We start from the raw sequence: 25959 nt of genomic DNA on the forward strand, positions 1-25959 counted from the left end.
TCTACCCCTGCTCCGGAGCGCGGCGGGTCGCGCGGAAGATGAACGCGGTGACCAGCAGGCACAGCACGGTGAGCGTGAGTGCGATCGTCGCCCCGTAGCCGTAGTCGCCGTACGCGAACGACGTTTGGTACATGTAGAGCGTCAACGGAGTGGTGGCGTTGCCGGGCCCGCCTCCGGTGAGCGCGTAGATCGAGTCGAACGCTTTGAGCGTCCCGTTGATGCTGAAGACCAGCGACGACACCAGGACCGGCAGGGACAGCGGGACGATGATGCTCCGGATCAGCCGCCACGTCGAGGCGCCGTCGATCGCGGCGGCCTCCATCACGTCGTCGGGGATGTCGAGCAGGCCGGTGTACAGCAAGATCGCGTAGAAGCCCATCGACCGCCAGATGTCCATCACCGCGATGACGAAGAACGCCTTACCCGGCGTACCGAACCAGTCGACGGCTTCGAAGCCGAACGTCTCCAGCATCGAGTTGACCGGGCCGGTCTGCGGCGCGAACTCGAAGAACTTCTGGAAGAGCAGGCCGACGGCCACCGTGGGCAGCACGACCGGGAAGAACACGAGCGTGCGAACGACAGAGCCCGCCTTGCGGAGGAAGAACACGTAGAGCAGCGCTAGCGCGTACCCGACGAAGACCTGGCCCAGGGTGATCGCGGCGGCGTACTTCACCGTGAACCAGAGCGAGCTGGGCAGCGCCGGATCGTTGAAGAGCTTCTCGAAGTTGGCTGTGCCGGCGTAGGAGAAGCCGGAGATGACGCTGCCGGTGAAGAAGGTGTAGCCGAGCGACCACAGCATGGGCAGCAGCATCACCAGGGAGTAGACCAGGAGTGCCGGTCCTAGAAGGATGGCGATCGATCGGCGATCGCCCAACACGCTGTGCATCGACTGTCCTCTCAGCTCTGAGCGTCCTGCGAGTACTTCTCGACCCGGCAGCGGCCCCTCGGTACGTCGACGGAGGGAGCCACTGCCGGGCGGTGGTCAGCTCAGGTTCGCGCTGACCGTCTGCATGAACTTCTCTCCGGAGAGCTGGCCGCTACCGAGCTGACCGCCGCTGTTCTGGCTGACCGTGGTGGCTTTGGCCGGGAAGTAGGCCTCGAACCACAGCACGCTGTCCTGGATGTTGCTGATCTCGTCCTGGATCTGCTTGGTCAGCGCAGGCACCTCGACGCTGCCGTCGGTCTTGAAGCCGGTGATCTGGCTGGAGTCGCGCAGCGCGACGTTGCCGTAGTTCTCGACGATGCACTCGACCCAGGCCTGCGTGTTCTTGTCGCCGTCGTAGGCCTTCTTGGAGATCGCGATCGCCGTACCGACGTTGGCCGACACCTGGTCGGCCGTCCCGGTGCCCCCGGAGACGGTCGGGAACTTCAGGAAGCCGATGTTCTCGGCACCGATGGTGGTCTGCTTCGGGTCGTTGAAGGCCGACAGCGCCCAGGAGCCCATGTAGATGAACGCCGCCTTGCCGGTGGCGAACGTGTTGAGCGCCGTGGCGTAGTCGATCGACGTCGGCGACTTGCCGAAATAGCCCTTCTTGCCGAGATCCGAGATGGCCTGCGCGCCCTTGGCGTACGCCGCGTCGGTCAGCTTCGCGTCCCCGTCGGCGACCTTCTTCAGCGCGTCCGGACCCTGCTCGCGCACGATGTAGTTGCCGACCCACCGGGTGACGCCCCAGCCGTCGCCGCCCTTGCCGGCGTTCGAGATCGGCTGCACGCCCGCGGCCTGCAGCTTCGCGAACGCCGCGACGAGCTGCTCCCACGTCGTCGGCACTGCGATGCCGTTGTCCTGGAGCAGCTTCTTGTTGTACCAAATGCCTTCGATGTTCAGCTCCGACGGCAGCACGAGCTGCTTGCCGTCGTAGAGCGCCTCGATGGTCGAACCGGCGGCCGGCAGGATGTTCTCCTCCAGCCCGGCGGACTTGACCGCATTGCCCAGGTCGAGCACCGAGCCGTTGTCGAAGAGCTGCTGGGTCAGCGCCGGAGCGTTCGCGGCGATGAACGCCTGCGGCAGCGCGCCCTGACCGGCCAGCAGCTGCAACTGCTGGTCGAGGCTGCCCTGCGCCTGCTTCTTGATCACTAACGGCTGGGTCTTGTTCTCGTCCGCACACGCGGACTTGCTCAGCGTCGTCAGCGTCGTCGGGATCGTGGTGTTCTCGTTGATGGCCAGGAACGTGAAGTTCTTGGCCGACCCCCCGGAGTTCCCGCCACCGTCGCCGCCACAGGCCGCGACGGAGAGCACGAGAGCCGCGGCGCCAACCGCTGCCGTGTACGCGGGCCGATGTCCGGCCCACCGGAATGCACGTGCCACAGGTCCTCCTTGACTGGGGGTTAGTTGAAGCGTCTAAATAGTGCGGGCGCTGCGCGTACGCGTCAAGAAGGTGAAGCTGATACCGCGCATTAACCTGCCGGATACGCACTCTCCCCTGCGGGAAGGCGTTTATAACGGTTCAATCAAGGGTGGCGGCCGAGCGTGCGGCTCGCGACATCACTACTCACGTACGCTCAGCGCGTGGCGAGGATCGAGGACGTGGCTGCGCACGCCGGAGTCTCGGCCGGCACCGTGAGCAACGTGCTCAACCGGCCCGAAGCGGTCGCGCCGGCCACCCTGAAGCGCGTCCGCGCCGCGATCGCCGAGCTCGGTTTCGTTCCGCACGAGGCCGCCCGCGCGCTGAGCGCCGGTCGCAGCCGCACCGTCGGCTTGGTCGTGCCGGACGTGACCAACCCGTTCTTCGCCGACGTGGCTCGCGGCGCGGAGGCGGTGGCCGACCGGCACGACGTGGTCGTGATCCTCTACAACACCGGCGCCTCGCCCGAGCGCGAGCTGCGCTACTTCGGGCAGCTCGAGGAACGTCGGGTACAGGGCGTCCTCGTGACACCGGTCGACCAGCAGAGCAGGCACCTCGACGAGCTGCTGCGCCGGGGCACACCCGTGGTCCTCGTCGATCGGCACTCCGCTCGCCGCGACGTCTGCTCGGTCGCCGTCGACGACGTCTGGGGAGGTCGCCTCGCCGCCGAGCACCTCGTCGAGCAAGGACATCGACGGCTGGCCTTCGTCGGCGGCCCGCTGGTGGTGCCGCAGGTGACCGACCGCCTCGCGGGCGCCCGCGAGGTGGCGGACGAGACCGGGACCGCGGTGGAGGTGATCGAGACTCCCGGCCTGACCGTCGCCGCCGGTCGGGCCGCGGGGGCCGCGATCGCCCGGCGCGCGAGCCGTACCCGGCCCACCGCGGCGTTCTGCGCGAACGATCTGCTCGCCCTGGGATTGCTCCAAGCCGTGACGCGCGAAGGGCTGCGGGTGCCGCAGGACGTCGCGATCGTCGGGTACGACGACATCGACTACGCCGCGGGCGCCGCGGTTCCCCTCACGACCGTGCAGCAGCCCCGGGAAGAGCTCGGGCAGGTGGCCGCGGATCTGCTCTTCGACTCGATCGACTTCGCGGAGCGTCACCGCCACCGACAGGTGGTGTTCCAGCCGGAGCTGGTGGTGCGGGAGTCCAGCACCCATGCCCGCCGCGGTTCGCGGACGGCCCGCCGGGCGGATCCGCCGACGACGTGATCCGCAGCCGGGTCACTGCGGCCCCGCGGCGCCCGAGCGCGGTACGGCGACGTCGAACAGGAGCCCGCTCACGCCCTCCCCGCATCCCGGGCGTTTACGTCGGCCCACCCAGAGCCGGTGCCCGCCGTCCGTCCAGCGGGCGTACTGCCAGGCCCGCGTGACCTCGACGCCGCTCCGCGGAACCTCCTCTTCGGGCACCGCGACGTCAGTGAGCTCGCTCAGCACCCGCCCCCAGGGCGGTGGTCCCGGACTGCCGTCCGCCCTCGGCACGGTCCCGAGCACCAGCTGCCTCGCTCCGGCCCCGGCCGGAGCGGCGAGCAAGGGGTACCAGTGGTCGGGAAGGTCGGTTCGGAGCCGGTAGCTCAAGTCGGGCACGGCACCGGTCGCCGGCTGCGGCGCCGTCTGCGTGGCGGCTTCCTCGCGGCGACGGCGTTCCTGATAGGCCTCGGCGCGGTCAGAGGGTGTCCCGGCGGGCCCGCCTGCGATCCGTTCGACGGCCCAAGCCAGGTTCGCGGCCTCGTCGCGGAACACCACGACGTGCTCCAGCGGCGACGACTCTGCGCTGGGTCCGAGCGCGGGCGGGACGAACAGCACGCTCTGCCGTGTCGACCCGGGCACGGTGAGTTCGAACAGCCGGAACCGGCCGTCCGCCTCGTCGCGCTCCGCGCTGGAGCGAACCAGCGTCTGCCGCCCGAAGCAGTCGGTCACGACGAGCCAGTTGATCCGGCAGAGCGAGCCGACATCGACCTCGACCGGAACGAGATAGAAGTCGTTGCCGTGCGTGATGGCGAACTCGACGAGCATGAGCGTCGCCAGATCGTCGGTGGCCGCGGTGACTTCCCCGAAGTCCACTTCGGCGTCTTCGAACTCCCAGAAACGCGCCGACGGCATGCCGCGGTAGGAGAGCGGCACCGGCGGTCCGGCGTGGCTGAGGGTGGCGAGCTCGCCACCCGGGTCCAGGCTCGATGCCCCCAGCTCCGCGTCCGGATCCAGGTCGAACGCGTACCAGTCCAGGTTCCCCTCGGCGTACTCGCCGGCGGTGAGAACCTTCTCGCGATCCGACAGGCGGGCGGAGACCGCGAACGAGTACTCCAGCCGCTCGGGACGCCACGCCGGCTCGCCCTCCGGCATCCGGCCGATCAGCACCTCGTACCAGGCCAGGAATCGCGCGGCCGCCGCGGTGACCGCCGGGACGTCCGGCCCGGCGATCGAGGGCTCGTTCGGCAGCCAGGCCGCTGCGCCTCCCACTGCGCCTCCGGCTGCGTCGAAGGCCTGCCGGAGCTCGTCGTGGAGCCTCACGCCGTCGGGCGCCCGACGGCCGAGGACCGATCCGAACGGCGAGTCGGCGGAGTCGAGCGAGCGATAGCGCTCCCGATAGGCGTTCCGGTACGCGCTCTGCCCGGCGTCCGCGAGGAAGCGCAGGAACTGGAGACCGGCGAGCGGTGCGAGCCGGACCCGGCGGTGTTCGGCGTCGACCGGTAACCGCTCGGCCTCCACCAGCTCCTCCAGCGGCACGGTCGCGCTGTCGTAGAGCACGCCGGGGGATCCGTCCGGCCTCGACGGAAGGAACCGGGTCAGACGTCCGGCCTCGCCGCGTACCTGCACCCAGACCGGTGTCGCCGCACCGGTCTCGCCGTGCAGCGCACCGATCGCGTACTGGCGGGCGACCAGCCAGAGCGGATCGGCGATGCGGGCCTGGAGCGCCCCGGTCAACTCGCGGTCGACCACGTGTGGCTCGAGTCGTGTCCAGCCGGTCACCGACGCCATCGTGGGTCCCTCCCCCGCCCGCTCACCCGAACCGCTCCCGGAAATCGAGCTCGATGAACGTCCCGATCGGACCGCTGTCCAGCTCTCGACCGTCGGCGAGCGTCACGATCACTCCCAGCGGGACCTCCTCGCGCACGTCGATCCAGACGCCGGGAGGAAACGCCGGTGGCTGGTGACCGGCGAGCGGGAGGTTGACGACCAGCTCGGTGTCCGAACTCTGCACCGCGAACCGCTGCCCGCCGAAGCTGAACCTGACCGACTGTGCAGTGGCGAGACGCTGTCCGGTGATCGTGACCGACACCGTCTGGTCGGTTCGCGTGCGCCGGATCTGTGTCGGACGGACACCGGAGATCACGGGACGGTGCACCACGGTGAACAGCCCGGGCGTCTCGGTGGCACCGCCGATCGTCTCCACGCGAACCCCACGCGGCCCGGGGACCGCATCCGGCTCGACCGTGACCCGCAGCCGGACCCTGGTCGGCCCGGCGACGCCGAGGACCTCGGTGCGGACGCCGCCCCCGGTGACCGCCAGGCCGATCTCGGACAGGAAGCGCTCGCCGGTGACCACCACGTCGAACGGGCCTTCGCCCTGCTCGGCCTGGGCGCGATCCAGGGCGGTCACCCGCGGTACCCCGGCCACCTGCGGGACGCCGAAGCCTTCCGGGAGGGAGCCCAGCGCGTCGGCGGGAACCGTGATCGTGTCGCCGTCGGCGTTGTTGGCCAGCCACACCGTGGGCAGGAACTGCTCGGCCGAGCCCACGGTGCCGGGCTCGACGAGGCGCAGCCGGACCAGGTCCACGGTCTCGTCGACGACCGCCTCCAGCGTGGCGAGGTCCCAGGTCTCGGCACGCGGGTCGGGTGGAACCGCGAGAAGGACGGACTGTGGCGGCTCGGAGGCGGGCGTGTCGAAGTGGAACGTGATCGCGGTCGTCTCCCGAGGGCTGGGCACCACCTCGACCCAGTCGTCGACGAGGAGGCCGCAGAGCGGGCCGGTCAGCGCGGGCAGGGCCTCCGCACAGTGGACCAGCGAGAGCCGCCCGCCCGGTGGCCGCAACGCTCCGTCGAGAGCACGACCCGCCCAACGGCCGCCCGGTACCGGCAACTGTCCGACTCGGAGCGCCAGCGGCGGACGGGTCCCCAGGGCCTCGCCGTAGGCCGCGACCTCGTCGAAGACCGCGAGCGCCGGGCGGACCCGGCCCACCCGGGCGAACCAGGTGAGCGGATGGTCGGCCGGGTCCTCGCCGGTCGCATCGGTGGTGGCGAACGCCTCGGCGAGCCGATGGGGCTCGGCGAGGACGAAGCGGGGAAGGACGCGGAACTCGGCTCCGAGGAGCGCGTGCAACCGACCGAGGTGCGCGGCTGCCCGCTCGTCGGACGTGGGTGGTGCGGTGCGGCCGGGCGCGGTGAGGGCGTCGGCCAGTTCCGTCGCGATGCGGGCCCGGCGCGACATCTCGGCGGCGACCAGGCCGGCCTGCCTGCCGAGGGCCGCCGCTGCCTGCGGGCCGCCCGGGCCGTCCGGGCCGTCCGGGCCATCCGGGCCGTCCGGGCCGTCCGGGCCGTCCAGGCGCGGAACGGCGTCCGGGTCGTCGAACCCGGCGGCGTCCAGCAGCGTGGACCGGACGGCCTCGGCGTCGCTGACCGTTCCGTCGCCGTTCAGGTTCGCCGCCAGGACCGCGCGGATCTCGTCGAGGACGCCGACGACGAACTCGGCTCGATCGGCCAGGTCCTCCGGGTCCGTGCCGGACTCGACGCGTTCGCCAGACGGTGCGAGGTCCCGGTCGTCGAGCGCCCTGGCGGACGCGATCAGCACGCCGGCGGTACGAGCGACCTCCAGCGCCTCGGCGATGCTGAGCTCGTCCGCACCGGATCCCTCGGGGCCGACGATCAGCTCGACGACCGCGCCGGGTGGCGCGCCCCGCCCGACCAGCCAGCGCAACCGCTCCTCGAGCTCTGCCGGGCGCCCGGCGACGTGCACGAAGTCGAGCGGGGACAACTGCAGTTCGTCCAGGCCCACCCGGCGCTCGGTGGACTGCCCGTCGCTGCCGACTGTCCGGGCCCGGCAGGTGATCCGCGCCGGATCCCCGAGCAGCGCACCCGCCCAGGCGTTGAGCTGCGGCTCCGCGTGAGCACGAACCTGTCGGGCGCCGGTCGGCCAGTGCGGGAAGGTCGGGGGCGCGCCGCCGAACAGCAGGACGACGCGGTGGGTGATGCCGACGCCGGTGCGCGGTGTGCGGGAGAACTCGGGCTCCGGGGCCGCCTCGTCACCGGTTGCCGCCGCCTGCAGCGCGGCCGCGGACCTGGTGGGATTGCCCTGTACGGCCTGGTAGACGCTCTCCGCGACCAGGAGGTCGCTGGTCGCGTCCAGGACGTCGGCCAGCTCCGCGAGTACTGCGAGGATCTTCTCGGCATCCGGCCCGCCGGACGGCGGCAGGTCACCGGTACCGAACGGGATCCCGGCACCGGTGTGCAGCTCCACCAGCTTCAACCCGTCGACGACGATCCCGGCGGCGAGCGGCGGGTCGGCCGCGACGGTGACCGCCGTCGGGGCGAGCCGCCGGAACGGGTCGATCCAGCGGTCCAGCCGGGCGTCGTGCAGCGCCCGTTCGAAGCGGTAACCCAGCAACGTTCCCAGTGTCTGTCCCTGCCGCGAGCCCTCGAGCAAGCCGTGGGCGAGCCGTACCCGCGCCGACGAGAGATCGAAGGTGAACGCGTCACCGGGGTGGCTCAGGTGACCGTTGCGGAGCACGGCGGCGGCAGCGGCCTGCGGGATCGACGGCGCGTGCACGTAGCCGTGGTTGTCGACCGCCTCGCTGACGTCGCCCTCCGCCACCTCCTGCGGCACCGTCACCGGGCGACGCGTGGGCGCCGGCGAAAGCCCGGTGAGCACTCCCCACCCGCCGACCAGCACACCGCGGGAGCGTTCGGGCGACGAAGCCCGCAGCGTGGCGAGCCGTTTGGTCGCGAACGACGTGATCCAGGCGTCTAGCCGGTGAGCGGAGAGATCGAGGGTCTCGCGCAGCAACCGGTCGAGGGTGGCCGGCGCGCACGACTCGAGGTGCACGAGGCCGTCGCGGACCTCGGCCAGTGCCTGCGACGGCGTGGCCGAGGGTCGCCGCGGCGCGTCCAGCGCCGCGAGTGAGCGCAGGTCGTCTGCCGGGGTGGCGACGTGCTGCTGCTGGAGCCAGGTGCCCAGCGGAGTCGCGCCGGTGACCGCGGGAACGGCGGTCGCGAGTCGCTCCCGCGGCAGCGGGCCCCCACCGGCCAGACCGACCAGCTCGGTCTCGTCGGTGGCGTCCGGCGCGAGCAGGCCGTGTTCGATCAGCAGCGCGTCACCGGCCGCCAGGTACTGCCGGAGGAGCGCGTGCCGGAGCAACAGGAACAGCAGCGAGTTGGTGTCCGGATCGAGCGCGCGCGCAGCGAGCGCGATCGGGTCGGTGCCCCGCAATTCGGCGAACCAGACCGGGGCCGACCCGTTCCCCGGCTGCACCACGGGTGGTGCGAGCGCCCACGACCGGTCGGGTGGGAGGAAGAACGCGCCGGCGATCCGTGGCTGCCAGTCGGGCTTGCCCACTCCGGCGAGCGCCTCGGTGATCAGTGCGCGCTGGCGCGCCAGCAGGTCGAGGATCTCGGCGCGGGGCATGCCCATGAACGACAGGGCGTTGCGGACCCACTCGGTACCGAAGACGGCCCGGCATGTGTAGTTCGCCGACACCGGCTCCTGCTGGAGCATGCGGAGGAACTCGTCGCTGCTCGTTCCCTCCGGGCGGACCCGTGGGGTGGTCGCCGCGGCCGCGCGCCACAGCTCGCGCACGCGTCGGAGGAAGCCGGTGACGGCGGCGTCGATCGGGGCGCCGTCGTCCGGGACGAACCGGTCCAGGCTGGTCACCGGCAGCACGCCGTACGGCTGACGGCCGATCCGGACGGTCGGAAGCGGACCGCCGGCCCGCACCCAGTCCGTGAAGTGACGACGTCCGTGTGCGATCGCCGTATCGCTCAGCGTCGGTGCCATCAGCTGGCGGAGGTAGTATCCCCAAGTGGCCGGCCACAGTGCGGTGTTCATCGCGAGGGCGTCGGTTTCCTGCCGCCCGTCCGCACCGGCGACGTGGGCGAAGACGCCGCTGTCCAGCCCGAGTGCCACCGCGAGCCGATCACCGTCGGAGCCGTCGCCGCTCGCGCACAACGGTGCGCCGCGCTCGGCGGAGAACGTGCTCTCGGCCGACGGCTTCGCCGACCATCCCGAACCGCCCTCGACCGTATTGTTCGTCGGGGTCCCGCGCGGAACCAACGCCAACCCGTCGGTGTAGTGGTGACCGTCGAGCACCTCCGCCAGCGCGGTGGCGCCGATGTCCGGCCCTTCCCCGGTGCGCACTCCGAGGACCAGCAGCCGATCGAGCCCGCCCGCCGCGTCCGGGTCGAGCGGTACGCGCACCGCCATACCCGCCGCGACCGCCTCGTCGATCTCGACCAGCCAGCGGATCCCCTCGTCGACGGCGGGACCACCCGGCTGGTCCGCGTTCGGCGACGGCCCGGTCTGCAGTGGAGTGCGGATCGGGGCGCCCGCGGCCACCAGCACCCGCTCGCCGCCCCGGTATCCGAACACGACCCAGCGGTCCGGCAACAGACGCGCCTCGTCAGCTCGGTTCCAGGTATGCGTGCGAGTTCCGGCGCCGCGCGCACCGGGGGCGGACTGCCGAGCGATCCAGGCCGCTCGCCGCGGTCCGTACCGCTCGGCGAGCTGACGCCAGGCAGCGCGGTCGGCGGGGGTTCCGCCCTCGGCTCCGCGCTGGGCCCAATAGTTGGCTCCCCACTCGGCTTCGTCGGACGTCAGCTCGGCTTCGAACGCGTACTGCTGAACCTCATCGGTGAAGACGCGCAGCACGAGCTCGCTACCGTCGGGACCGTCGCTGAGGCACACCTCGAGCCGCACCGGGAACAGCGCGACCGGCCAGCCCCCCGGGGCGTCCCCGCTGAGGAGCACCGCGATCGCCGCCCGGATCCGGTCGAGCTGGAGGCCCGTCCGCGGCTCCCACTCGACCCTGCCCTGACCGGCTTGGTCGGAGATGTCGGCCAGCGCGCGATCCCCGGCCCGGAGGACACCCGGATCGGCGGGAACGCGGCGCAGCGCCCCGGCGAGCGCGCCGAGATCCACGCGCCACTGCTCGGTGCGCACCGCCCACTCCAGGGCTCGCAACCGCGTCAGGTTGTCCGGGAACTGCCCGGCAGCCGCCGTCGCGGCGAGATCGGCCTGCACGCCCGCCCACGCGAGTAGTTCGTCGACCCCGATCACTGCCGCGGCTCCTCGGCTCGGCGCGGCGGCAGCAGCAGGTCCGCGTGCAGGGCGATCCGCACGGGAAGCTGCCTGGTCAGAACCGCCAGATCCGCCGACCCCGCTCCCCACCGTGCTCCGGCGCGGTCCGGCATCGGCAGGTCCGCGAGGCGATCGACGACGGCGGGCGCGTAGGTCAACTGGTCGTACTCCGCGCGCGAGTCGGCGAGGTGGCCCCAGCTGAGGTCGGCCCCGCGTCCGGGCCGGCCGCCGACCCACTCCGCCTCGGGCAGCGTTTCGTCCGGCTGATCGAGACCGAAGCGGGACTCGGTCGGAGGCTGCTCGAGTACCACGAACCAGCCCTCGCCCGGGCCCCCGCCGCTTCGGGCCTCCTCTTCGTCCAGGTCGAAGCCGAAGAAGCTGAGGTCGGTACCGATGCTGCCGGCGAACACCGGCTCCTTCACGTTCGCGGCGATCGAGTCGTCGGCGAGCGTGCGTTGCGCGGCTCCGGCCTCGCGCGCGGCGAGGACGGCACGGACCATCGTCCGCGGATAGCGGCGAAGAAGATCGCTCCGGAGCACCATCACCAGCTGGTCGGCGGCGTGCTGCGCGGTCAGGTGGCTGCCGAGTGCGGAGCCTGCGGGCCAGTTCTCCTCGTCGATCGGCAGGATGTCCCCGTCGACCGCTGCCCGACCGGTACCGCGAACGTCCCAGAAGTGCCGGAAGTAGGTGGCGCGCAGGTCGGTCGGGTAGCCGCGCCAGCGAAGCTCGCGGGCGAACTCGTGGTTCAGACCCACCATGAACGCCTCGACGAAACGGGGGTTGGTCTCCAGGAGCAGGACGGTGTTCGAGGGAATCCGCTCGGCGCCGGGCAGCAGCAGGTCGTCGCTGATCCGCTTCAGCGCCTCGTATATCGCGTCGGTGAACGTGGGCGGCGCGAGTGCCGGCGCGAGGTCGTCGCCCGCCGGTTGATGTCCGGCGGGAAGCCGCACCCGCGCCCGCACCCGACGGCCGACCGTGTTCCGCGGGGCGAGGCCGAGGAGCAGTGCCGCCCGCAGCTGGGGCAGTGCGAGATCCGGAATCGTCGGGACGGGTACCGGCGCCAGTGCGGTCAGCGGGTCGAGCACCCGGGTCGTCGCTGTCCGGAAGGAGGCCGCGGCGGAGTCCGTGGCCGTCGACGTCAGATCGAGCATCGACGTGTCCAGCGTGTTCATCACCGGGGGCGCGTCCGACGGCGCGTCCGGCGCGCGGTTGATCCGCAGCAGGCGCTCGCCGTCGGGCGTCCCGGTGAGTCCAGCGCGCCGCAGCAGCGGTCCGCGCGGGCGCAGCAGCCGACGAGCGGGCACCGAGAGCAGCGCCAGCGGTAGTCCAGCGGTCCGTAGGTCTCCGGTGACCGTGGAGGATCCGAAGTCGACACCGGCCTGAACGGACGCCGTGATGCGGAGCAGCGCGTCGGCGGGGAGCGGTCCCAGATGTCGGGCGAGCAGCGACTCCGCGGCGCTGCGGGCGAGCTGCGCGCGAGCGTGCAGCCTGTTGACCGCGGGGAGGTCTCCGGCACGGGTCCAGGCCGCAGCCATCAACTCTTCCTGACGATCGGCCACCGCGCGGCTGCCGAGTCCGGCAGCCGCGCGGAACCGCGGGTCCAGGTTGAGCTCCGCCAACCACCCGGGCGCGTCGGGATCGACCCCGGTCGCCGTCGTCTGGATGCCGCCGTACAACGGTGGGGTGAGCCGTGGGGTCCCGTCCGCGGCTCCGGCGTTGACCAGCTGCGCGAGACGCGCCCGCAGATCGACGGCGACGTCGGGATCCGCTTCCTCGGCGCGATCGGCTTCCGGGACCCGGAGCGCTCCTTCGAAGCCGAGCCGGCGTTCGTCCGGTCCCAGGTCGAGCCCGGCCAGTTCATGACCGAGGCCGCCGAGGTCGAGCACCCGCGTGCCGACGCCCGGTATCCCCCGCCGTCCGGTGAGCCGACTGACGAGCGACTCGAAGTCTTCCTGCTCACCGGTGGAGAACTGCCACGAGTAGTACACCGGGAGAGCGACCTCGGCATCGGTCGGCTCCCACGCGGGCAGCAGGGGTCCGCGGTTCTCCACGGGTTCGCCGAGACCGGCCAGACGCCCGGCCAGGAACGTGGGCACGACGCAGGCGAGGTACGCCGTGTACGGACGGAGCCGCCGCGGGCAGATCAGGCGGGAGACCGTGCGCTCGGGCGCGTCGCTCAGGATGGTCGTCAACGCGTCCGGCATCGCCGGAACCCCGGTGACCTCGGTGTGCGCCCAGGCCCAGGCCTCGCGGGGGTTCGGCAGCTCGGCGCCGGGAACACGCAGGACCGGCGTGGGCTGCTGCGGATCCGCGGTCACCGTGGCACCCTGCTGCGGAACGACGACCAGACTGATCCACGGGCGCAGCCGACCGTTGTCGTCGGCGCTGGCCGGAGTGAACAGCCACGGCAACGCCGGCGGGTCGAACTCGATGCTCGGGAAGTTGTTCGGCTCGTAGTCGACGCCGAGGTGCGGCGGATCGGTCCGCACGACCAGCCGGGGATCGAGGCCGACGACGTCACCCGGGCCGAGGAGATGCGCCCGGACGTCCGGAGCCGGCACACCGTTCACCTCGGCGGTGAGGGTCAGCTCGACGCGGTTGGTCAGTCCGTCCTGCCCGTCGCGGGCCTCGATGCCCACGGCGGTTCCTTCGCGGACCCACGAGAGCAGCGTCGAACGTGCGGTGGTCACGGCGTCACCTCGTGCGCGGGTGTCAGGCGCAGCCCGCGAGCGAGGCCCGGCTGCTCGATCCGCAGCCGCCGCAGAAGCCCGGCCGCCTGGCCGTACCCGACGCCGGAGTCGAACTCCGCGGTGAACGGCGTGGCCGGGACACGCTCGCCGGTGACGGCGACGACCCACGCCGACTCCTGCAGGCTGACGTCCAGCGGTCTCCCACCGAGGCGGCGCAGCTCCGTGCGGCCCGCCGCCCCGCCGGCCGCGAGTCCGGTCGCGCGTTCGTCCGTGAGGTCGCGCGTGCTCCGGGAGGCCACGACGAGGTCGTCGCTGTCGGGCGAAGCACGGTCGTAGACGCGGTCCTCGTAGCCCAGGTCGATCGTGAGGGCCCCGGAACCGGTCGGCGGCAGGCCGTACCGGGCGGGCTCTACTCGTTTGCCCACCGGTAGCTGCTGGAACGACGGGGCGGTGAGCGGATCGGAGAGATCCTGGTACTGGCCGAGCGCGACCGGCTCGCGGACGGTCGCGAGCTTCGGACTCTCACTCCCGACTCGGACAGCGCCGATCGCGAAGAACCGCTCCTCCCCCGCGAGCTGGGCGCTGCCGTAGCGGGTGATCTCCAGCTCCAGCGGTACGACGCGCTGCTGTACCGCGATCGTGCCCAACGGATGGAGCAGCAGCGGTTCGTCGGTGTCCGGGTCGTCGGTGTCCGGGTCGCCGGCGCGGAGACTCACCATCGTGGTGCCGTCCGGCGGGAGCTGGCCGCGCCAGTTCGTCCGGTCGCCGAGTGCCTTCCGCAGCCGATCCCCGACGTCCACGACCTCCGGCGGAACCGGCGGCTCGGGTAGGCCGAACGTGTGGTCGACCTGGATCGTGTGGGAGCCGAAGAAGTCGAACGTCGCTGCGCCGACGATCCGCGTCGGCGCCGGTCCGCTGAGCGTGCCCTCCAGCCGGATCGCGAACAGGGGCGAGCCGCCCCACTTCAACGCCACTCCGGCGTGCACGTCGACGAGGAACGCGAACGGCACGAACTGCAGCAGCGCGTCGAAGCCGAAGTTGGCCTCGATGCTGAACGGGCCGACGCCCACGAACAGATCCAGGCGGGCGCCCATCTGCGCAGTGTTCGGCGTGAGGGCCAGGTAGGTCTCCAGCCGGAGCCGGGGATTGTCACCGCTGGCCAGGGCGATCGTCATCCGCCGCAGGCGTGGGAAGCCGGCGGGCGGGGCGAAGCGGGGGTTGAAGCCGCCCACGGCGATGATCAACTCGGGCCGGGCACCGAAGTTGACCCGGATCGCCATCTCGCCGGCGACGGTGAACGCCGCGATCCGGGAGTCGCGGAGCACGGCGTCGATGGCCAGCTCCCGAGCGGCGAAATCGAGCGTCCCGAGCACGTCGATCTTGAGGTCGACGACCGGCGACTCCGGTTTCGGCAGAGCCATCGTCAACCTGCCCAGCAGGACGACGCGTACCGGGTTCGGCAGCTCCACCATCACGCCGAGCACGGCCGTGATCAGCGGTGGCGAGCCCCAGTTCAGCTTCACCATCGGACCCAGCAGGAACTGGCCCGGTGCGATCGGGAAGAATCGCCCGAGATCGCTGACCACGCGGCGGGCGTTCGCGGCGAGATTCTGGGGGAACAACACCGAGTCGAGTCCACCGGTGCGCAGCCCGTCGCGGATCGCGTCGATGGCGATGCGGCGGTTCACGCCGAGGAACCCGCCCACGCCGCTCAGCGTGAAGCCGAAGCCGAGCTGGATCGGCGTGAACTCCGCCGAGATCAACACGAACAGCGAGAACCCGTCGGAACCGTCGGGCATCCGGGTGGCGAGCAGCCCGACGGCCTTCAGCGCGATGCCGGCGAACTGCAGTTCCAGGGCTCCGGCGTACTGCCGGTTGACCCGGTCGATGAACAGGTAGCCGCCCCCGGTGACGACGCTGCTGTCGATCGCCAGTCCGACGCCGATCGGCGGCTGGAACTCGACGGCGAGATCGACCGGCCCGAGGTTGCCGCCGTCCTCCGGGAACGTGAGCACGAGGCGCAGCCCGAGCCGCTCAGCCGACGCGGAGAACGGTCCCAGCTTGGCCTCGACGTTCAGCGCGACGGTCGCGGCGACCTCCCCGTCGGTCGGCTCGACCGCCAGGTAGACCGAGGGGATCTTGAGGAACCCCAGGTCGAGCGGGACGTCGATCGTCGTCGACAGGCCCGGCGCGCCGCCGCCACCGCTCGGCGTTCCCGCGCGGAAGTGCAGACCGCGGGTGTTGGACCAGCCGAGGGCCAGATCGAACGGAGCGCGGATCCCCTCGGCGGGGAGAATCTTTTGCAGGAAGCCGTCTCCGTCCCCCGCCGCGATCACCATCGCGGCGGTCCCGATCTCGAGCGCGAGCCCGTACTCCTGGTGCTCGCTGGTCAGCCCCACGTCGGCACGCAGGCCGATGCGGCCGAGCTCGAGCCGGGTGCCTTCCGCGCCGCCGATCCGCAGTGCCGGTGCGTTCGGGTCGACACCGACGCGCTCCGCGGTGACCGTAGCCCGGACGTCGGCGTCCTCGACGCCGTCCGGCAGCGTCACCCCGTTCGGGCCGACGCCGAAGCCCGTCACGGTGCCGGTCACCGAAATCCCGACTCGCCAGGCGCCGCCCTCCCAGGTGAATGCGACCGTACCGGCCAGCGCGGCGGTGACCGCGGGTCCACCGTCCGACGCCGGGACGAGCGCCAGGGTCAGCTCGAGCGCCGACGCGTCTGCCGGAGCGTCGGCCGGGAACCGCAGGATGAGGGAGCGGGCGACCAGGCTCGCCGCGGCGGGTGTGGCGCCGTCGCCGGGGTCCAGCGGCGCGCCCACGGTGACGTCGACGCCGAGCCCGGCCAGCAGCGGTCCGAGCCGTCCGAACAGGTGGGCGGCCAGTTCCCGCGCTGCCGCGTCGTCGGCCATGTCGTGCAGCGGGTACTCGGCCTTCAGCAGCCCGGCCGGATCGCGCACCAGGTCGGGGAGCCGGTCCAATCGCAGCCTCGGCCGCGCGACCGGATAGCGCCGGACGAGCCCGGAGGCGTCGTCGACGAGGACTTCGGTGCGCTCGTCGAGTGGCACGTCATCCGGCGTCACGGCCAGGGTGAGCAGCCGCGCCACCTGCAAGGCGGTCGGCCGGTACCGGGCGAGGTAGACGAAGACGACGAGTTCGCCGAGCTCGGCGCCGAGGTGCCCGAGCGCGGCGGCGACCTCGCCGGCCCCGAGGGCACTCACCTGGTCGGCGAGCTCGGCGAGGCGCTGGAGCCCGGATGCCGCCTCACCCAGGTCGCCGAGCGTAGCCACGACGTCGGACAGGCCGGTCGGTTCGCCGCGCGTGGTCAGCGCCCGGAGCGCCCCGCCGATCTGCCCGAGTCCGGTGAGCAGCTCCGGGATCGGGTAACCGTCGACCGCATCGAGATCCCAGCCGAGGCTGATCAGCAGCAGCCGTCGTGCCTCCTCGCTCTCCACCGCGTCGTCGAGCGGTTGAACGAGACGCTCGAGTTCGCGCAGCAGCGCCCCGAGTGCATCGGCGGTCACGGTGCACCCGCCGCCGTCGGCCGGGGATAGTTCGCATCGCTGAACGACAGCGAGACCGTGAAGACGCGAAGAGGTTCGATCGGTACCGTGGATTCGCCCTTCCTGCGCCACCAGAGTGTGTGGACGACTGCCTTGTCCTCGCCGGACCCCCAGGTCAGGCGGACCTCTCCGAAGTTGTTGACGCCGACGGCGCGTCGGCCGAGGAACTTCCCGATGGCCCGACGGAACTGTTCCGGGTCGGGGTTCCCGGGAACTCCCACGGGAAGAATGGCGGCCCAGTCCAGCGCGGTCGGCAGGTCTCCCGCCGCGACGAGGTAGTCACGACGGTGGGCCCAGTCGGGCGGCGGGGTGACGTCGATCAGCGGTGGCGTCGTCTCGAGCTCCAGCACCGGCGGCTCGCCCGCGAGTAGCCACGGCTGCCAGCGAGTCTTCACCCAGGCGGCGGGGAGAACGCTCGGCAGTCCTGTCCGGACCTGCGGTCGCGCGCGCCAGCCGAGCGTCCGCTTGCTCCCGGACTCGGGCAGGCCCCCGTACCCGGCTGCGTGGACGACGTACGTCTTGATCTCTTGGTTCTTGCACGCGCTCGCGGTGAGCTGGGCCGCGACGAGATCGCTCCCGGCCGGGGCCAGTTCGCGGAACGGTCGGTCGCCCCAGTACTGCAGGCGGGTGGTGAACCCGTAGTGCACGTCGCCGCTGAGGAGGACGACGCGCGCTTTGCGACGCCCGTCGGCACCGGGCCTGCCGCGGGCCGCGAGCCGGGTGATCAGAGCCTCGAACGTGCCCCGGTGCAGCTCCCACGTCTCCCGGTCGCCGATGAACGCTCCGTAGGGTCCGGTGCCGACCTTCTCCTGGATCAGCTCCGGAAGCGGGTTCCCGACCACCGGCGCCGGAGCGACGACGAACGAGACCTCGACCGTCTGCTCCCGCGGTGGGAACTGCAGCGCCATCCGTCCGTCCTCGATCAACGCGGGTGGGTCGGACATGCCTCCCGGGAAGGACCGCCAGGTCCGTGCGTCGAGCACGATGAGCTCGTAACGCGGCCCGGTGACCCCGCCCGCCTCGACGTCCGGCCCGGTGACGCGGAAGTTCCAGGTCGGCCAGTCGCTCGGGTGCCGTAACCGGTTGTTCTCGAGGGTCGACTCGAGGATCGGCGTACTGCCGGCCCAGTTGGGGGCGACGGCAAGCAGCCCGGCGCCCCAGCCGCTCTCGAATGCTTCCGGGGTGTTGCCCCAGGCCTGGAACAGCGCGAAAGCCAGGAGCCCGTTCTGCACCACCTGCCTGCCCGCCGGTTTGGTCAGCACTCGCCGGGACCACGCCTGGTTGAGGAACCAGTCGTCGCTGACGTCGTGATCGTCGAAGATCATGTACGTCGGGACGTTGGCGAGCCCGTGCCGCACGTCGGCCAGCGCCGCGCGGAAGCGCGTGACAGCAGCTAGTTCCTCCGCGTAGTACTTGCGTGGATCCTTGCCGTCGACGGTCGTCCCGGGCGGGTGCACGCGGTCGACGGCGGGCAGATCGCCGGCGGCCGGCCACAGGACGGGCGACCACGCGAAAAGGTACATCAGGGCGTACTCGGCGAACGTCAGCAGATGGCTCTTCGCGACCTTGAAATCCGACGAGCTCCCGATACCGACGACCGCCGTCATGCCGGCTTGATCGGTGGCGTAGAGGCCGCGATGCCCCGGCTCCAGTTCCGGCGAGTCGGGTGCGATATCGGGTAGCGCCTCGCCCGGCAGCCCCAGCGCCGTTCGCGCGTCGCGAATCAGGTGGAGCAGCACGTCGGGCACGTCGTCGGCGTAGATCTGGTCGCCGGTGAGGAGCAGGTGGTGGGGGCGTGCGAACGGATCGGTGACGCTGTCGAGCAGCATGGTGTGCAGGGCGGTGAGCGCATCCGCCCCGCCGCCGTGCGACTTCCGGCAGGACCCGTGCACGATGCGCAGCTGTCCGAGCGAGGACGGCGGGAGCGCGAAACTCGGCAGGGTCTTCGAGAAGCCCGCGTACGCGACCGCGGCCATCGCGGTGACTCCACCGGTGGAGGACAGGACGTTCGGCGAGGCCAGCCGCTGGTTGTTCCCGAAGTCCAGGTCGTAGAGGTAGATCTTCCCCGGCTCGAGCACGGCCTGGCTCGACCGGGCGGTGACCGCGACGACGTGCAAGCGTTCGCCCAGCCGCACCGTGGCTCGCTCGCCCCGGAGAAGTGGTACGGCTCCGGCTCCGTCGGCGAACACTTCCACCGCGACCGAGCGGGCCTCCCGAAGGGCGACCCACACGGTGACGGTCCGCGCGTCGGTGCGGCGCAGGATCGGGCCGGCCAGGACCAGCGGGAGCTGACCGAGGCGGCTCTGCAGCGACGTGAACGCCATGGCACCCCTGCCTGGGCGACGCGTCACCCGCGGGGAACACGCCCGATCGAGGGTCGAGTGGAGGCCGGCATTACTGGCTGTGCGGCTGTGCCCGGACGAATTCTTCCGGGGTTCAGCGGCAGCTGTCCAGGCCCCGACCCGCGATTGGCACGGTCAGCGCTGGTCGAACGTCTGGTAGTCGCGGGCCCCCGAGCCCGTGTACACCTGCCGCGGACGGCCGATCTTGGTCGCCGGGTCGGCCATCATCTCGCGCCACTGCGCGATCCAGCCCGGCAGCCGCCCGAGCGCGAAGAGCACGGTGAACATCCGGGTGGGGAAGCCCATCGCCTTGTAGATCAGCCCGGTGTAGAAGTCCACGTTCGGGTAGAGCTTGCGCTCGATGAAGTAGTCGTCGGAGAGCGCGATCTCCTCCAGCTGCACGGCGATGTCCAGCAGCGGGTCGGGACGCTCCATCCGATCGATGACCTCCCGCGCCGCCTTCTTGACAATCGTCGCGCGCGGATCGTAGTTGCGGTACACCCGGTGACCGAAGCCCATCAGGCGGGTACCGGCCGTGCGGTCCTTGACCGCGCGGACGAACGCCGAGACGTCTCCGCCGCTCGCCTGGATCTGGCTCAACATCGTGAGCACTGCCTCGTTGGCGCCACCGTGCAGCGGGCCGAAGAGCGCGTTGACGCCGGCCGACACCGACGCGAAGAGGTTCGCCTGGCTCGACCCGACCAGCCGGACCGTCGACGTGGAGCAGTTCTGCTCGTGGTCGGCGTGCAGGACGAACAGCATGTCCAGCACGCGCGCGTGGACGGGATCGACCTCGTACGGGGTCGTCGGCAGGCCGAACGTCATCCGCAGGAAGTTCTCGACGTACGAGAGGGAGTTGTCCGGGTAGAGCGTCGGGTGCCCGATCGAGTTCTTGTACGAGTGGGCCGCGATCGTGGGGAGCTTCGCGAGCAGGCGCACGGTGGAGATCTCGACCTGCGCGGTGTCGAACGGGTCGAGGCTGTCCTGGTAGAACGTCGAGAGCGCGCTCACCCCGGAGGAGAGCACCGCCATCGGGTGCGCGTCCCGCGGGAAACCGTCGAAGAAGCGCCGCATCTCCTCGCGGAGCAGCGTGTGCTCCTTGATCCGGTCGACGAAGCCACCCAGCTCGGCCTCGGTCGGCAGCTCGCCGTAGATCAGCAGGTAGGCGACCTCGAGGAACGAGGACCGCTCGGCGAGCTGGTCGATGGGGTATCCGCGATAGCGCAGGATGCCGGCCGCGCCGTCGATGTAGGTGATCGCCGAGGTGCACGACGCCGTGTTGACGAACCCGGTGTCGAGGGTGACCTTGCCGGTGCGGCTGAGCAGAGGCCCGATGTCGAGCCCGTCTGCGCCCTCGGTGGCCTTCCGAACCGGTATCGGAAGGCTCTCGTCGCCGAAGCGGAGGTCGAACTCCTCCGATACGTCGTCGGCCTGTTGCGGCTGCCCTGGTCCGGTCATCGGGTCGCTCTCCGGATCGATCGCTCCCGCGGGGTCACCGCGGCGATGGTCCTCTGGCTCGTTCGACGGTGCGGCCGGAGCCAGCTTTGGACTGCAGCTTGGCACCTCGCCCCGGAACGGACCACCGCGGGGCCGTGTTTGTGATTCTGGCCGCCGTCTCTGGACACACGCCGGAAACCCTGCGCACGCCGCGCGGCCTTCCTGTCCGTGTTGTCGCCGAGGCCGCGCCGCTGCCGTGAACGGCTCCTCGGCGGACCGCACCGGCTGCGGCGCGGTCCGCCGATCACCGTCGTCAGGCGGAGTCTTTGACCCGCCATGCGTCGAGGTCGAAGTCCTTGCGGATGAACTTGTTCTCGGCGAGGAACTGCTTGGTGCCGGTGAGCAGGGCCAGGCCCTCCTCGGAGAAGGGTTCCTCCACCCACTGCTCGGGCTTCAGCGACTCCTCGAGGATCTTCTTCGGGAAGCCCTGGATGCTCACCGAGTAGTCGACGAAACCGGCCCAGTCCGCCTTGGCTGCCTTGACCGCCTCGCGGTGGGCGCTCTGCCACGCGTCGACGATGCCCGGCTTGGCCTCGAGGAAGTTCTCGGTGACGACAGCCGAGCTGGTGCCCAGGTACTTCGGGTGGGTCTGCGACGCGAGGTCGATCGACGGGTAGCCCTTCGCCTTGAGCGCGACGTAGTTCGCGATCGGCACCGCGGCCGCGTCCACGTCACCGCGCTCCAGCGCCGCCTCCACGTCGGTGCTGTAGATGTGCACGACCTCGGCCGGCTTCACGTTCGCGTCGGCGAGCGCACCCAGCAGGTACCGGTGGATGTAGGAGCCGGTCTGCACGGCCACCTTCTTACCGGCCAGGTCGGCGACGGAGGCCGGGCCGCCGGACTTCTTGGCGAGGATGCCCGCGTCCAGCTTGATCTGGGACTGTGCGATCAGCCGGGTCGGCTGCCCCGCCCCCTTCGCGACCAGCGCCGGGGTGTCGCCGTAGAGGGCGAGGTCCAGTTCGTCGGCGGCGAGGGCCTGGTTCAGGTCCGGGCCGTTCTGGAACGTGACGACCTTGATGTCGGTGACCCCGAGCGACTCCAGGGCGGGAACGAGCTTGCCCTGCTCGTGCCAGTACCCGATCGGGCCGCTGATCGCGTTGGAGTTGCCGATCGAGCCCACGCGCAGCACGAACTTGTCGCCGGGCGCTGCGGCCTGGGACGCTCCGCCGCACGCACCGGTGGCCAGCAGCGCGGCGGCGGCCACAGCGGCGGCGAGTAACTTTCGGAACATCGTCTCTCTCCTCATGACAACGCTGCGGGGGTGATCCGGGCTCGACCCAGTTCGGGGCCGACGGCCAGGCGGGCGCCGGGCTTGCGCCCGCGCCCCCAGCCGATCTCCCGGCGGTAGCTGCCGAGCAGCCCCGCCTCGGCCAGATGCGCCTCGTCGCGCAGTGGGGAGTCCTCGGGCACCGGATGGGTCAGCGGCGCGACGAACAGCGCATCGGCCGGGCAGTGCGCTTCGCACATGAAGCAGGTCTGGCAGTCGCCCTGCCTGGCGATCACCGGGATCCCGTCGGGCCCGCGGTCGAAGACGTTGGTGGGGCAGACGGCGACGCAGACGTCGCAGGTCACGCAGCGGCTCTCGGAGACCAGTTCGATCATCAGGCGATCGCCAACTCGCGCCCGGTGACCGGCTCGGCTCGGGTCCACAGTGAGTCCAGCCCGCCGACCGCGAGCCGGTGGTACTGGTTCGGGTCCAATTCCGGGAACTCCTCCCGCCGGGCCATGCCACGGCTCTCGGTACGGGCCAGCGCGCTCGTGTACATCCACCGCGCGTGCGCCACCATCGCGGCCGCCTGCCGCAGTCCGGCCAGGTTCCCGCCGTCGGCGACGGCTCCGCCGCGCAGGCTCTCCCAGATCGCGTCCAGTTCGGCCAGCGCCGGCCGTAGCCGGGAGCCGTTGCGCAGGTAGTTCTTGTCGTACGGGTGCACCTCGCGGCGGATCACGTCGATCGCCTCGGCGCGGCCCACGCCCGTCGCCGAGGACGCCGGTCGAATGCCGGTCGCGCCGACGCCGGTGAGCTTGCGCCTGGTGGCGGCCGCGCCCAGTCCGGCGGCGAACGCCGCGGCACCCCGGCCGGCGAACGTGCCGGACGACATCGCCCACGCCGAGTTGTGGCTCCCTCCCCCGGTGAAGCCACCGCACACGAGTTCGCGGGTGGCGGCGTCACCGGCCGCGTACAAGCCGGGGACCGTGGTGGCGCAATCGTCGGCGACGATCCGGATGCCGCCGGTGCCGCGGACCGTGCCCTCGAGCAGCAGCGTGATCGGGAACTTCTCGGCGAACGGATCGATGCCCAGCCGGTCGAACGGAAGGAAGAAGTTCGGCTGGCCCAGCCGCATTTGCTGCTGCTGTGCCGCGGTGGCCTGATCGATCTGGCAGAGGACGGTTCCGGCGCGCAGCAGTTCCTTGGCGATCACGGACCGGCCACCCTGGCTGCCCGCACCCTCGAGCGGGGTGCCGTCGCCTCGGAAGAACGTCGCGAACCCGTAGTAGGCGGTCTTGGTCACCGACGTGAAAGCGGGCGCGATCGCGTACGCGGTGGAGAACTCCATTCCGGACATCTCCGCGCCCGCCTCGGCCGCGAACAGCGCCCCGTCCCCGGTGGCCACGTCACAGCCCAGCGCCTTGCTGAGGAACGCGCACCCGCCGGTGGCGAGCACCACCGCACCCGCACGCACCCGGTAGTCGCTGTTGTGCTGACGCCGGTGCCCGCGCACCCCGGCGACCGTGCCGGTGCCGTCGACCAGCAACTCGTTGACCGGGCTGTGATCGAGGACCGTCACCCCGGCACGCTTGATCCAGGAGCGCATCCGGCGCATGTACTCGGGGCCCTGAACGCCCCGCTTGTGCGGCACGCCGTCGATCACCGGGAACGGGTAGCGGGCCTCGGCTTCGAGGCGGTTCATGTTCTCGTACGTCTGGTCCAGCACCCGGCTCATCCAGCGCCGGTCCTGCAGGAACCCGCCCAGCGCCTCGCGGCTGGCCATCGCCTTCTCGCGCTGGGCCGGGTCGGGCTGCACGTACCAGACGCCGGTGCCGCCGGAGGCCGTCGGACCGCTGGTGCCGCAGTAACCCTTGTCCAGCAGGATCACGTCGGCGCCGGCTTCGGCGGCGGTCAGCGCGGCCCAGGTGCCGGCCGGTCCGCCGCCGACCACGACCACGTCGGCGGTGAGGTCAAGAGTGATCATCGGAATCCTCCGATTCGGTGTTCACGCCCAGCCCGCTGAGCAGCGCGCGGCGCAGTGCGAGTAGTCGGGGGTTGTCGATGACGCGGGGCCGTGGCACGTCGACCACGAACTCCTCGGCGATTCGGCCGTCCCGCAGGAGCAGCGCGCGGTCGGCGAGCAGCAGTGCCTCCTCCACGTCGTGGGTCACCAGCAGCACCGCGGGCCGGTGCTCGGCCCAGAGCCGTGCCACCAAGCCCTGCGCCTTGAGCCGGGTGAGCGCGTCGAGTGCGCCGAACGGCTCGTCGAGGAGCAGCAGCTCAGGGGTGCGGACGAGCGCGCGGGCCAGCGCGACCCGCTGCGATTCACCGCCGGAGAGCGTCCGCGGCCACGCGTCGGCGCGGGCCGCCAGCCCCACCTCGGTCAGCGCGGCGAGCGCCCGGTTCCGCAGGTCGGGGCCGTCCAGGCCGAGCGTGACGTTGCGCCACACCCGGCTCCACGGCATGAGCCGGTGTTCCTGGAACACGACCGCCCGCCGCTGGGGCACGTCGAAGCTGCCGGTAGCGCCCCGATCCAGTCCGGCGAGTGCGCGCAGCAGCGTGCTCTTGCCGGAGCCGCTCGCTCCGAGCAGCGCGACGAACTCGCCGGGCGCGATCGTCAGGTCGACCCCTTCGAGCACGAGGCGCCCGTCGAACTCGCGCCGCGCGTCCTCCACTACGACCGCGGTCATCTCACTCCCCCGCGAATCCGCGACGCCACGCCAGCGCGCGCCGCTCGATCAACCGGACGAACAGGTCGGTGCCGAGGCCGAGCAGGGCGTAGAGCACGAGGACCACGAAGATGACGTCGGTCCGGAGGAACTCGCGCGCATCGTTCATGAGGAATCCGACCCCGCTCGTGGTGGCGGTTTGCTCGGCGACGACCAGGCTCAGCCACCCGATGCCGAGGGCTTGCCGCAGTCCGATCAGGATCTGGGGCAGTGCACCGGGCAGGATGACCCGGCGGATCAGCCCGAACCGGCCCACCCCGCAGGAGCGTGCGGACTCGACGAGCCGCTCGTCGACGCCTCGGATGCCGTGCAGCACGTTGAGGTAGAGCGGGAAGATCGGCCCGATCGCGATCAGAGCGATCTTCGAGGTTTCGCCGATGCCGAACCAGATGATGAAGATCGGTACGAGAGCCAGGTGCGGCAGCATCCGGAGCGCCTGGATCGGGGCGTCGACCAGGTCCTCGGCGAGCCGGAGCAGGCCGGCGGCGAGGCCGAGCAGCAGCCCGGCGGTGAGCCCGATGGCGAGGCCCTTGGCTACCCGGGTCAGCGAGACGCCGAGGTGGTGTGCCAGTTCGCCCGAGCTGATCAGCTCATCGGCGGCGCGGAACACGTCGGCCGGGGACGGTGTCGTGCTGCCGAGCCATCCGGAGCCGGCACCGACGTGCCACAGGATCAGGACGGACAGCAGGCCGACGAGCCGGCGTGCAGGGGTGAGGGCGGTGGCTAAGCGGCGCCAGGGTGGCGGCGCCGCGGGGCTGGTACCGCGGGACGCGGAGGCCGGGACGGCCGGCGGGGTGCGCCGGTCGAGCACGGATGAAGACATGAAGGCTCCTTCGCGTTTCCACGGGAGTCGGAGTGCCTAGAGCCTTAGCCCTGTAATCCTATCTGTCAACTAGGATTCCGGAGATTGGGACGACCGGGGCGCGGGCAGGCGGCGCTTTCCGTCGTCCGGGGCGCCCGGGCCGCGATCCGCGCAGGCACCGAACTGGAGGCGCTCGCCGCACACACCGAATCCCCCGCGCGTTCCGCGCCAACGCCCTCGAGGAGCGGGCGTTGCGATCGCGGGAAGGCCGGACGGCATCGCGGACGTCCTCGTTCCACGATGCGGGCGCTTTCTCACTACTCGAGACAGCTAGTCCGATCCCGCTACTCCTGTGCGCGTTGTCCGCCTTCATGGGGGTTCTACGATGGAATCGAGTCGAACGATGTGGCGCCAGGCTCGTTATCACGAGCTCGGCGCCACATCGTTCGGAGGCAGGTGTTGGCGCTGGGCGAATCCGGGCCGGTTAGGCCGGACGCGTCGACC

The 25959-nt window shown here is 71.4% G+C and carries 14 protein-coding genes; 1 reads left to right on the top strand and 13 read right to left on the bottom strand.

Translation table 11 applies throughout. From position 1 onward, the window contains the following. Window position 1: 1 nt before the first annotated feature. Window positions 2-886, bottom strand: coding sequence for a carbohydrate ABC transporter permease (locus tag ABEB28_RS17405; RefSeq protein WP_345729161.1), 885 nt, complete (start codon window positions 884-886; stop codon window positions 2-4). Window positions 887-982: 96 nt separating this feature from the next. Further along, window positions 983-2305, bottom strand: a complete 1323-nt coding sequence (locus ABEB28_RS17410; protein ID WP_345729162.1) for an ABC transporter substrate-binding protein — start codon at window positions 2303-2305, stop codon at window positions 983-985. Between the two features lie 201 nt (window positions 2306-2506). On the opposite strand from ABEB28_RS17410, the gene ABEB28_RS17415 reads away from it, so the two are divergent. Continuing rightward, window positions 2507-3553, top strand: coding sequence for a LacI family DNA-binding transcriptional regulator (locus ABEB28_RS17415; RefSeq protein ID WP_345729163.1), 1047 nt, complete (start codon window positions 2507-2509; stop codon window positions 3551-3553). A 12-nt stretch (window positions 3554-3565) separates the two neighbouring features. Here the strand turns inward: ABEB28_RS17415 and ABEB28_RS17420 are convergent, their stop codons facing one another. From ABEB28_RS17420 to ABEB28_RS17470, 11 genes are all read right to left on the bottom strand, one after another. Continuing rightward, the gene (locus ABEB28_RS17420) at window positions 3566-5320 is read right to left on the bottom strand and encodes a hypothetical protein (RefSeq protein ID WP_345729164.1); all 1755 of its coding nucleotides are present in this window, start codon (window positions 5318-5320) and stop codon (window positions 3566-3568) included. A gap of 22 nt (window positions 5321-5342) precedes the next feature. Continuing rightward, a complete protein-coding gene (locus ABEB28_RS17425; protein WP_345729165.1) occupies window positions 5343-10607 on the bottom strand; it encodes a hypothetical protein in 5265 nt (1754 codons plus the stop codon). Beyond that, complete coding sequence (locus tag ABEB28_RS17430; protein WP_345729166.1) at window positions 10604-13318, bottom strand: hypothetical protein; 2715 nt, start codon at window positions 13316-13318, stop codon at window positions 10604-10606. The genes ABEB28_RS17425 and ABEB28_RS17430 overlap by 4 nt, the downstream gene beginning before the upstream one ends. Next, complete coding sequence (locus ABEB28_RS17435; protein ID WP_345729167.1) at window positions 13315-16839, bottom strand: DUF6603 domain-containing protein; 3525 nt, start codon at window positions 16837-16839, stop codon at window positions 13315-13317. The genes ABEB28_RS17430 and ABEB28_RS17435 overlap by 4 nt, the downstream gene beginning before the upstream one ends. After that, window positions 16836-19202: a metallophosphoesterase family protein gene (locus tag ABEB28_RS17440; protein WP_345729168.1), complete on the bottom strand. Its 2367-nt coding sequence runs from the start codon at window positions 19200-19202 to the stop codon at window positions 16836-16838. The genes ABEB28_RS17435 and ABEB28_RS17440 overlap by 4 nt, the downstream gene beginning before the upstream one ends. A gap of 153 nt (window positions 19203-19355) precedes the next feature. After that, window positions 19356-20678, bottom strand: coding sequence for a citrate synthase (locus ABEB28_RS17445; protein ID WP_345729169.1), 1323 nt, complete (start codon window positions 20676-20678; stop codon window positions 19356-19358). A gap of 292 nt (window positions 20679-20970) precedes the next feature. Next, window positions 20971-21948 (bottom strand): ABC transporter substrate-binding protein, encoded by a 978-nt coding sequence (locus ABEB28_RS17450; protein ID WP_345729170.1) that lies wholly within the window; start codon window positions 21946-21948, stop codon window positions 20971-20973. Between the two features lie 11 nt (window positions 21949-21959). Beyond that, window positions 21960-22319: a 4Fe-4S dicluster domain-containing protein gene (locus tag ABEB28_RS17455; RefSeq protein ID WP_345729171.1), complete on the bottom strand. Its 360-nt coding sequence runs from the start codon at window positions 22317-22319 to the stop codon at window positions 21960-21962. Continuing rightward, window positions 22319-23908 carry an FAD-dependent oxidoreductase gene (locus ABEB28_RS17460; protein ID WP_345729172.1) on the bottom strand — a complete coding sequence of 530 codons (1590 nt, stop codon included), beginning with the start codon at window positions 23906-23908 and terminating at the stop codon, window positions 22319-22321. The genes ABEB28_RS17455 and ABEB28_RS17460 overlap by 1 nt, the downstream gene beginning before the upstream one ends. Then, window positions 23895-24614: an ABC transporter ATP-binding protein gene (locus ABEB28_RS17465; RefSeq protein WP_345729173.1), complete on the bottom strand. Its 720-nt coding sequence runs from the start codon at window positions 24612-24614 to the stop codon at window positions 23895-23897. The genes ABEB28_RS17460 and ABEB28_RS17465 overlap by 14 nt, the downstream gene beginning before the upstream one ends. A gap of 1 nt (window position 24615) precedes the next feature. Then, window positions 24616-25476, bottom strand: coding sequence for an ABC transporter permease (locus ABEB28_RS17470; RefSeq protein ID WP_345729174.1), 861 nt, complete (start codon window positions 25474-25476; stop codon window positions 24616-24618). Window positions 25477-25959 lie beyond the last annotated feature (483 nt).

The sequence above is a fragment of the Cryptosporangium minutisporangium genome (genome assembly GCF_039536245.1).
GTDB lineage: Bacteria > Actinomycetota > Actinomycetes > Mycobacteriales > Cryptosporangiaceae > Cryptosporangium > Cryptosporangium minutisporangium.

Bases quoted from the DNA above. Each gene is read 5' to 3' on its own strand.
- ABEB28_RS17460 (WP_345729172.1), bottom strand. From the start codon at position 23,908: ATGATCACTCTTGACCTCACCGCCGACGTGGTCGTGGTCGGCGGCGGA.
- ABEB28_RS17420 (WP_345729164.1), bottom strand. From the start codon at position 5,320: ATGGCGTCGGTGACCGGCTGGACACGACTCGAGCCACACGTGGTCGAC.
- ABEB28_RS17455 (WP_345729171.1), bottom strand. From the start codon at position 22,319: ATGATCGAACTGGTCTCCGAGAGCCGCTGCGTGACCTGCGACGTCTGC.
- ABEB28_RS17445 (WP_345729169.1), bottom strand. From the start codon at position 20,678: ATGACCGGACCAGGGCAGCCGCAACAGGCCGACGACGTATCGGAGGAG.
- ABEB28_RS17450 (WP_345729170.1), bottom strand. From the start codon at position 21,948: ATGTTCCGAAAGTTACTCGCCGCCGCTGTGGCCGCCGCCGCGCTGCTG.
- ABEB28_RS17440 (WP_345729168.1), bottom strand. From the start codon at position 19,202: ATGGCGTTCACGTCGCTGCAGAGCCGCCTCGGTCAGCTCCCGCTGGTC.
- ABEB28_RS17465 (WP_345729173.1), bottom strand. From the start codon at position 24,614: ATGACCGCGGTCGTAGTGGAGGACGCGCGGCGCGAGTTCGACGGGCGC.
- ABEB28_RS17470 (WP_345729174.1), bottom strand. From the start codon at position 25,476: ATGTCTTCATCCGTGCTCGACCGGCGCACCCCGCCGGCCGTCCCGGCC.
- ABEB28_RS17405 (WP_345729161.1), bottom strand. From the start codon at position 886: ATGCACAGCGTGTTGGGCGATCGCCGATCGATCGCCATCCTTCTAGGA.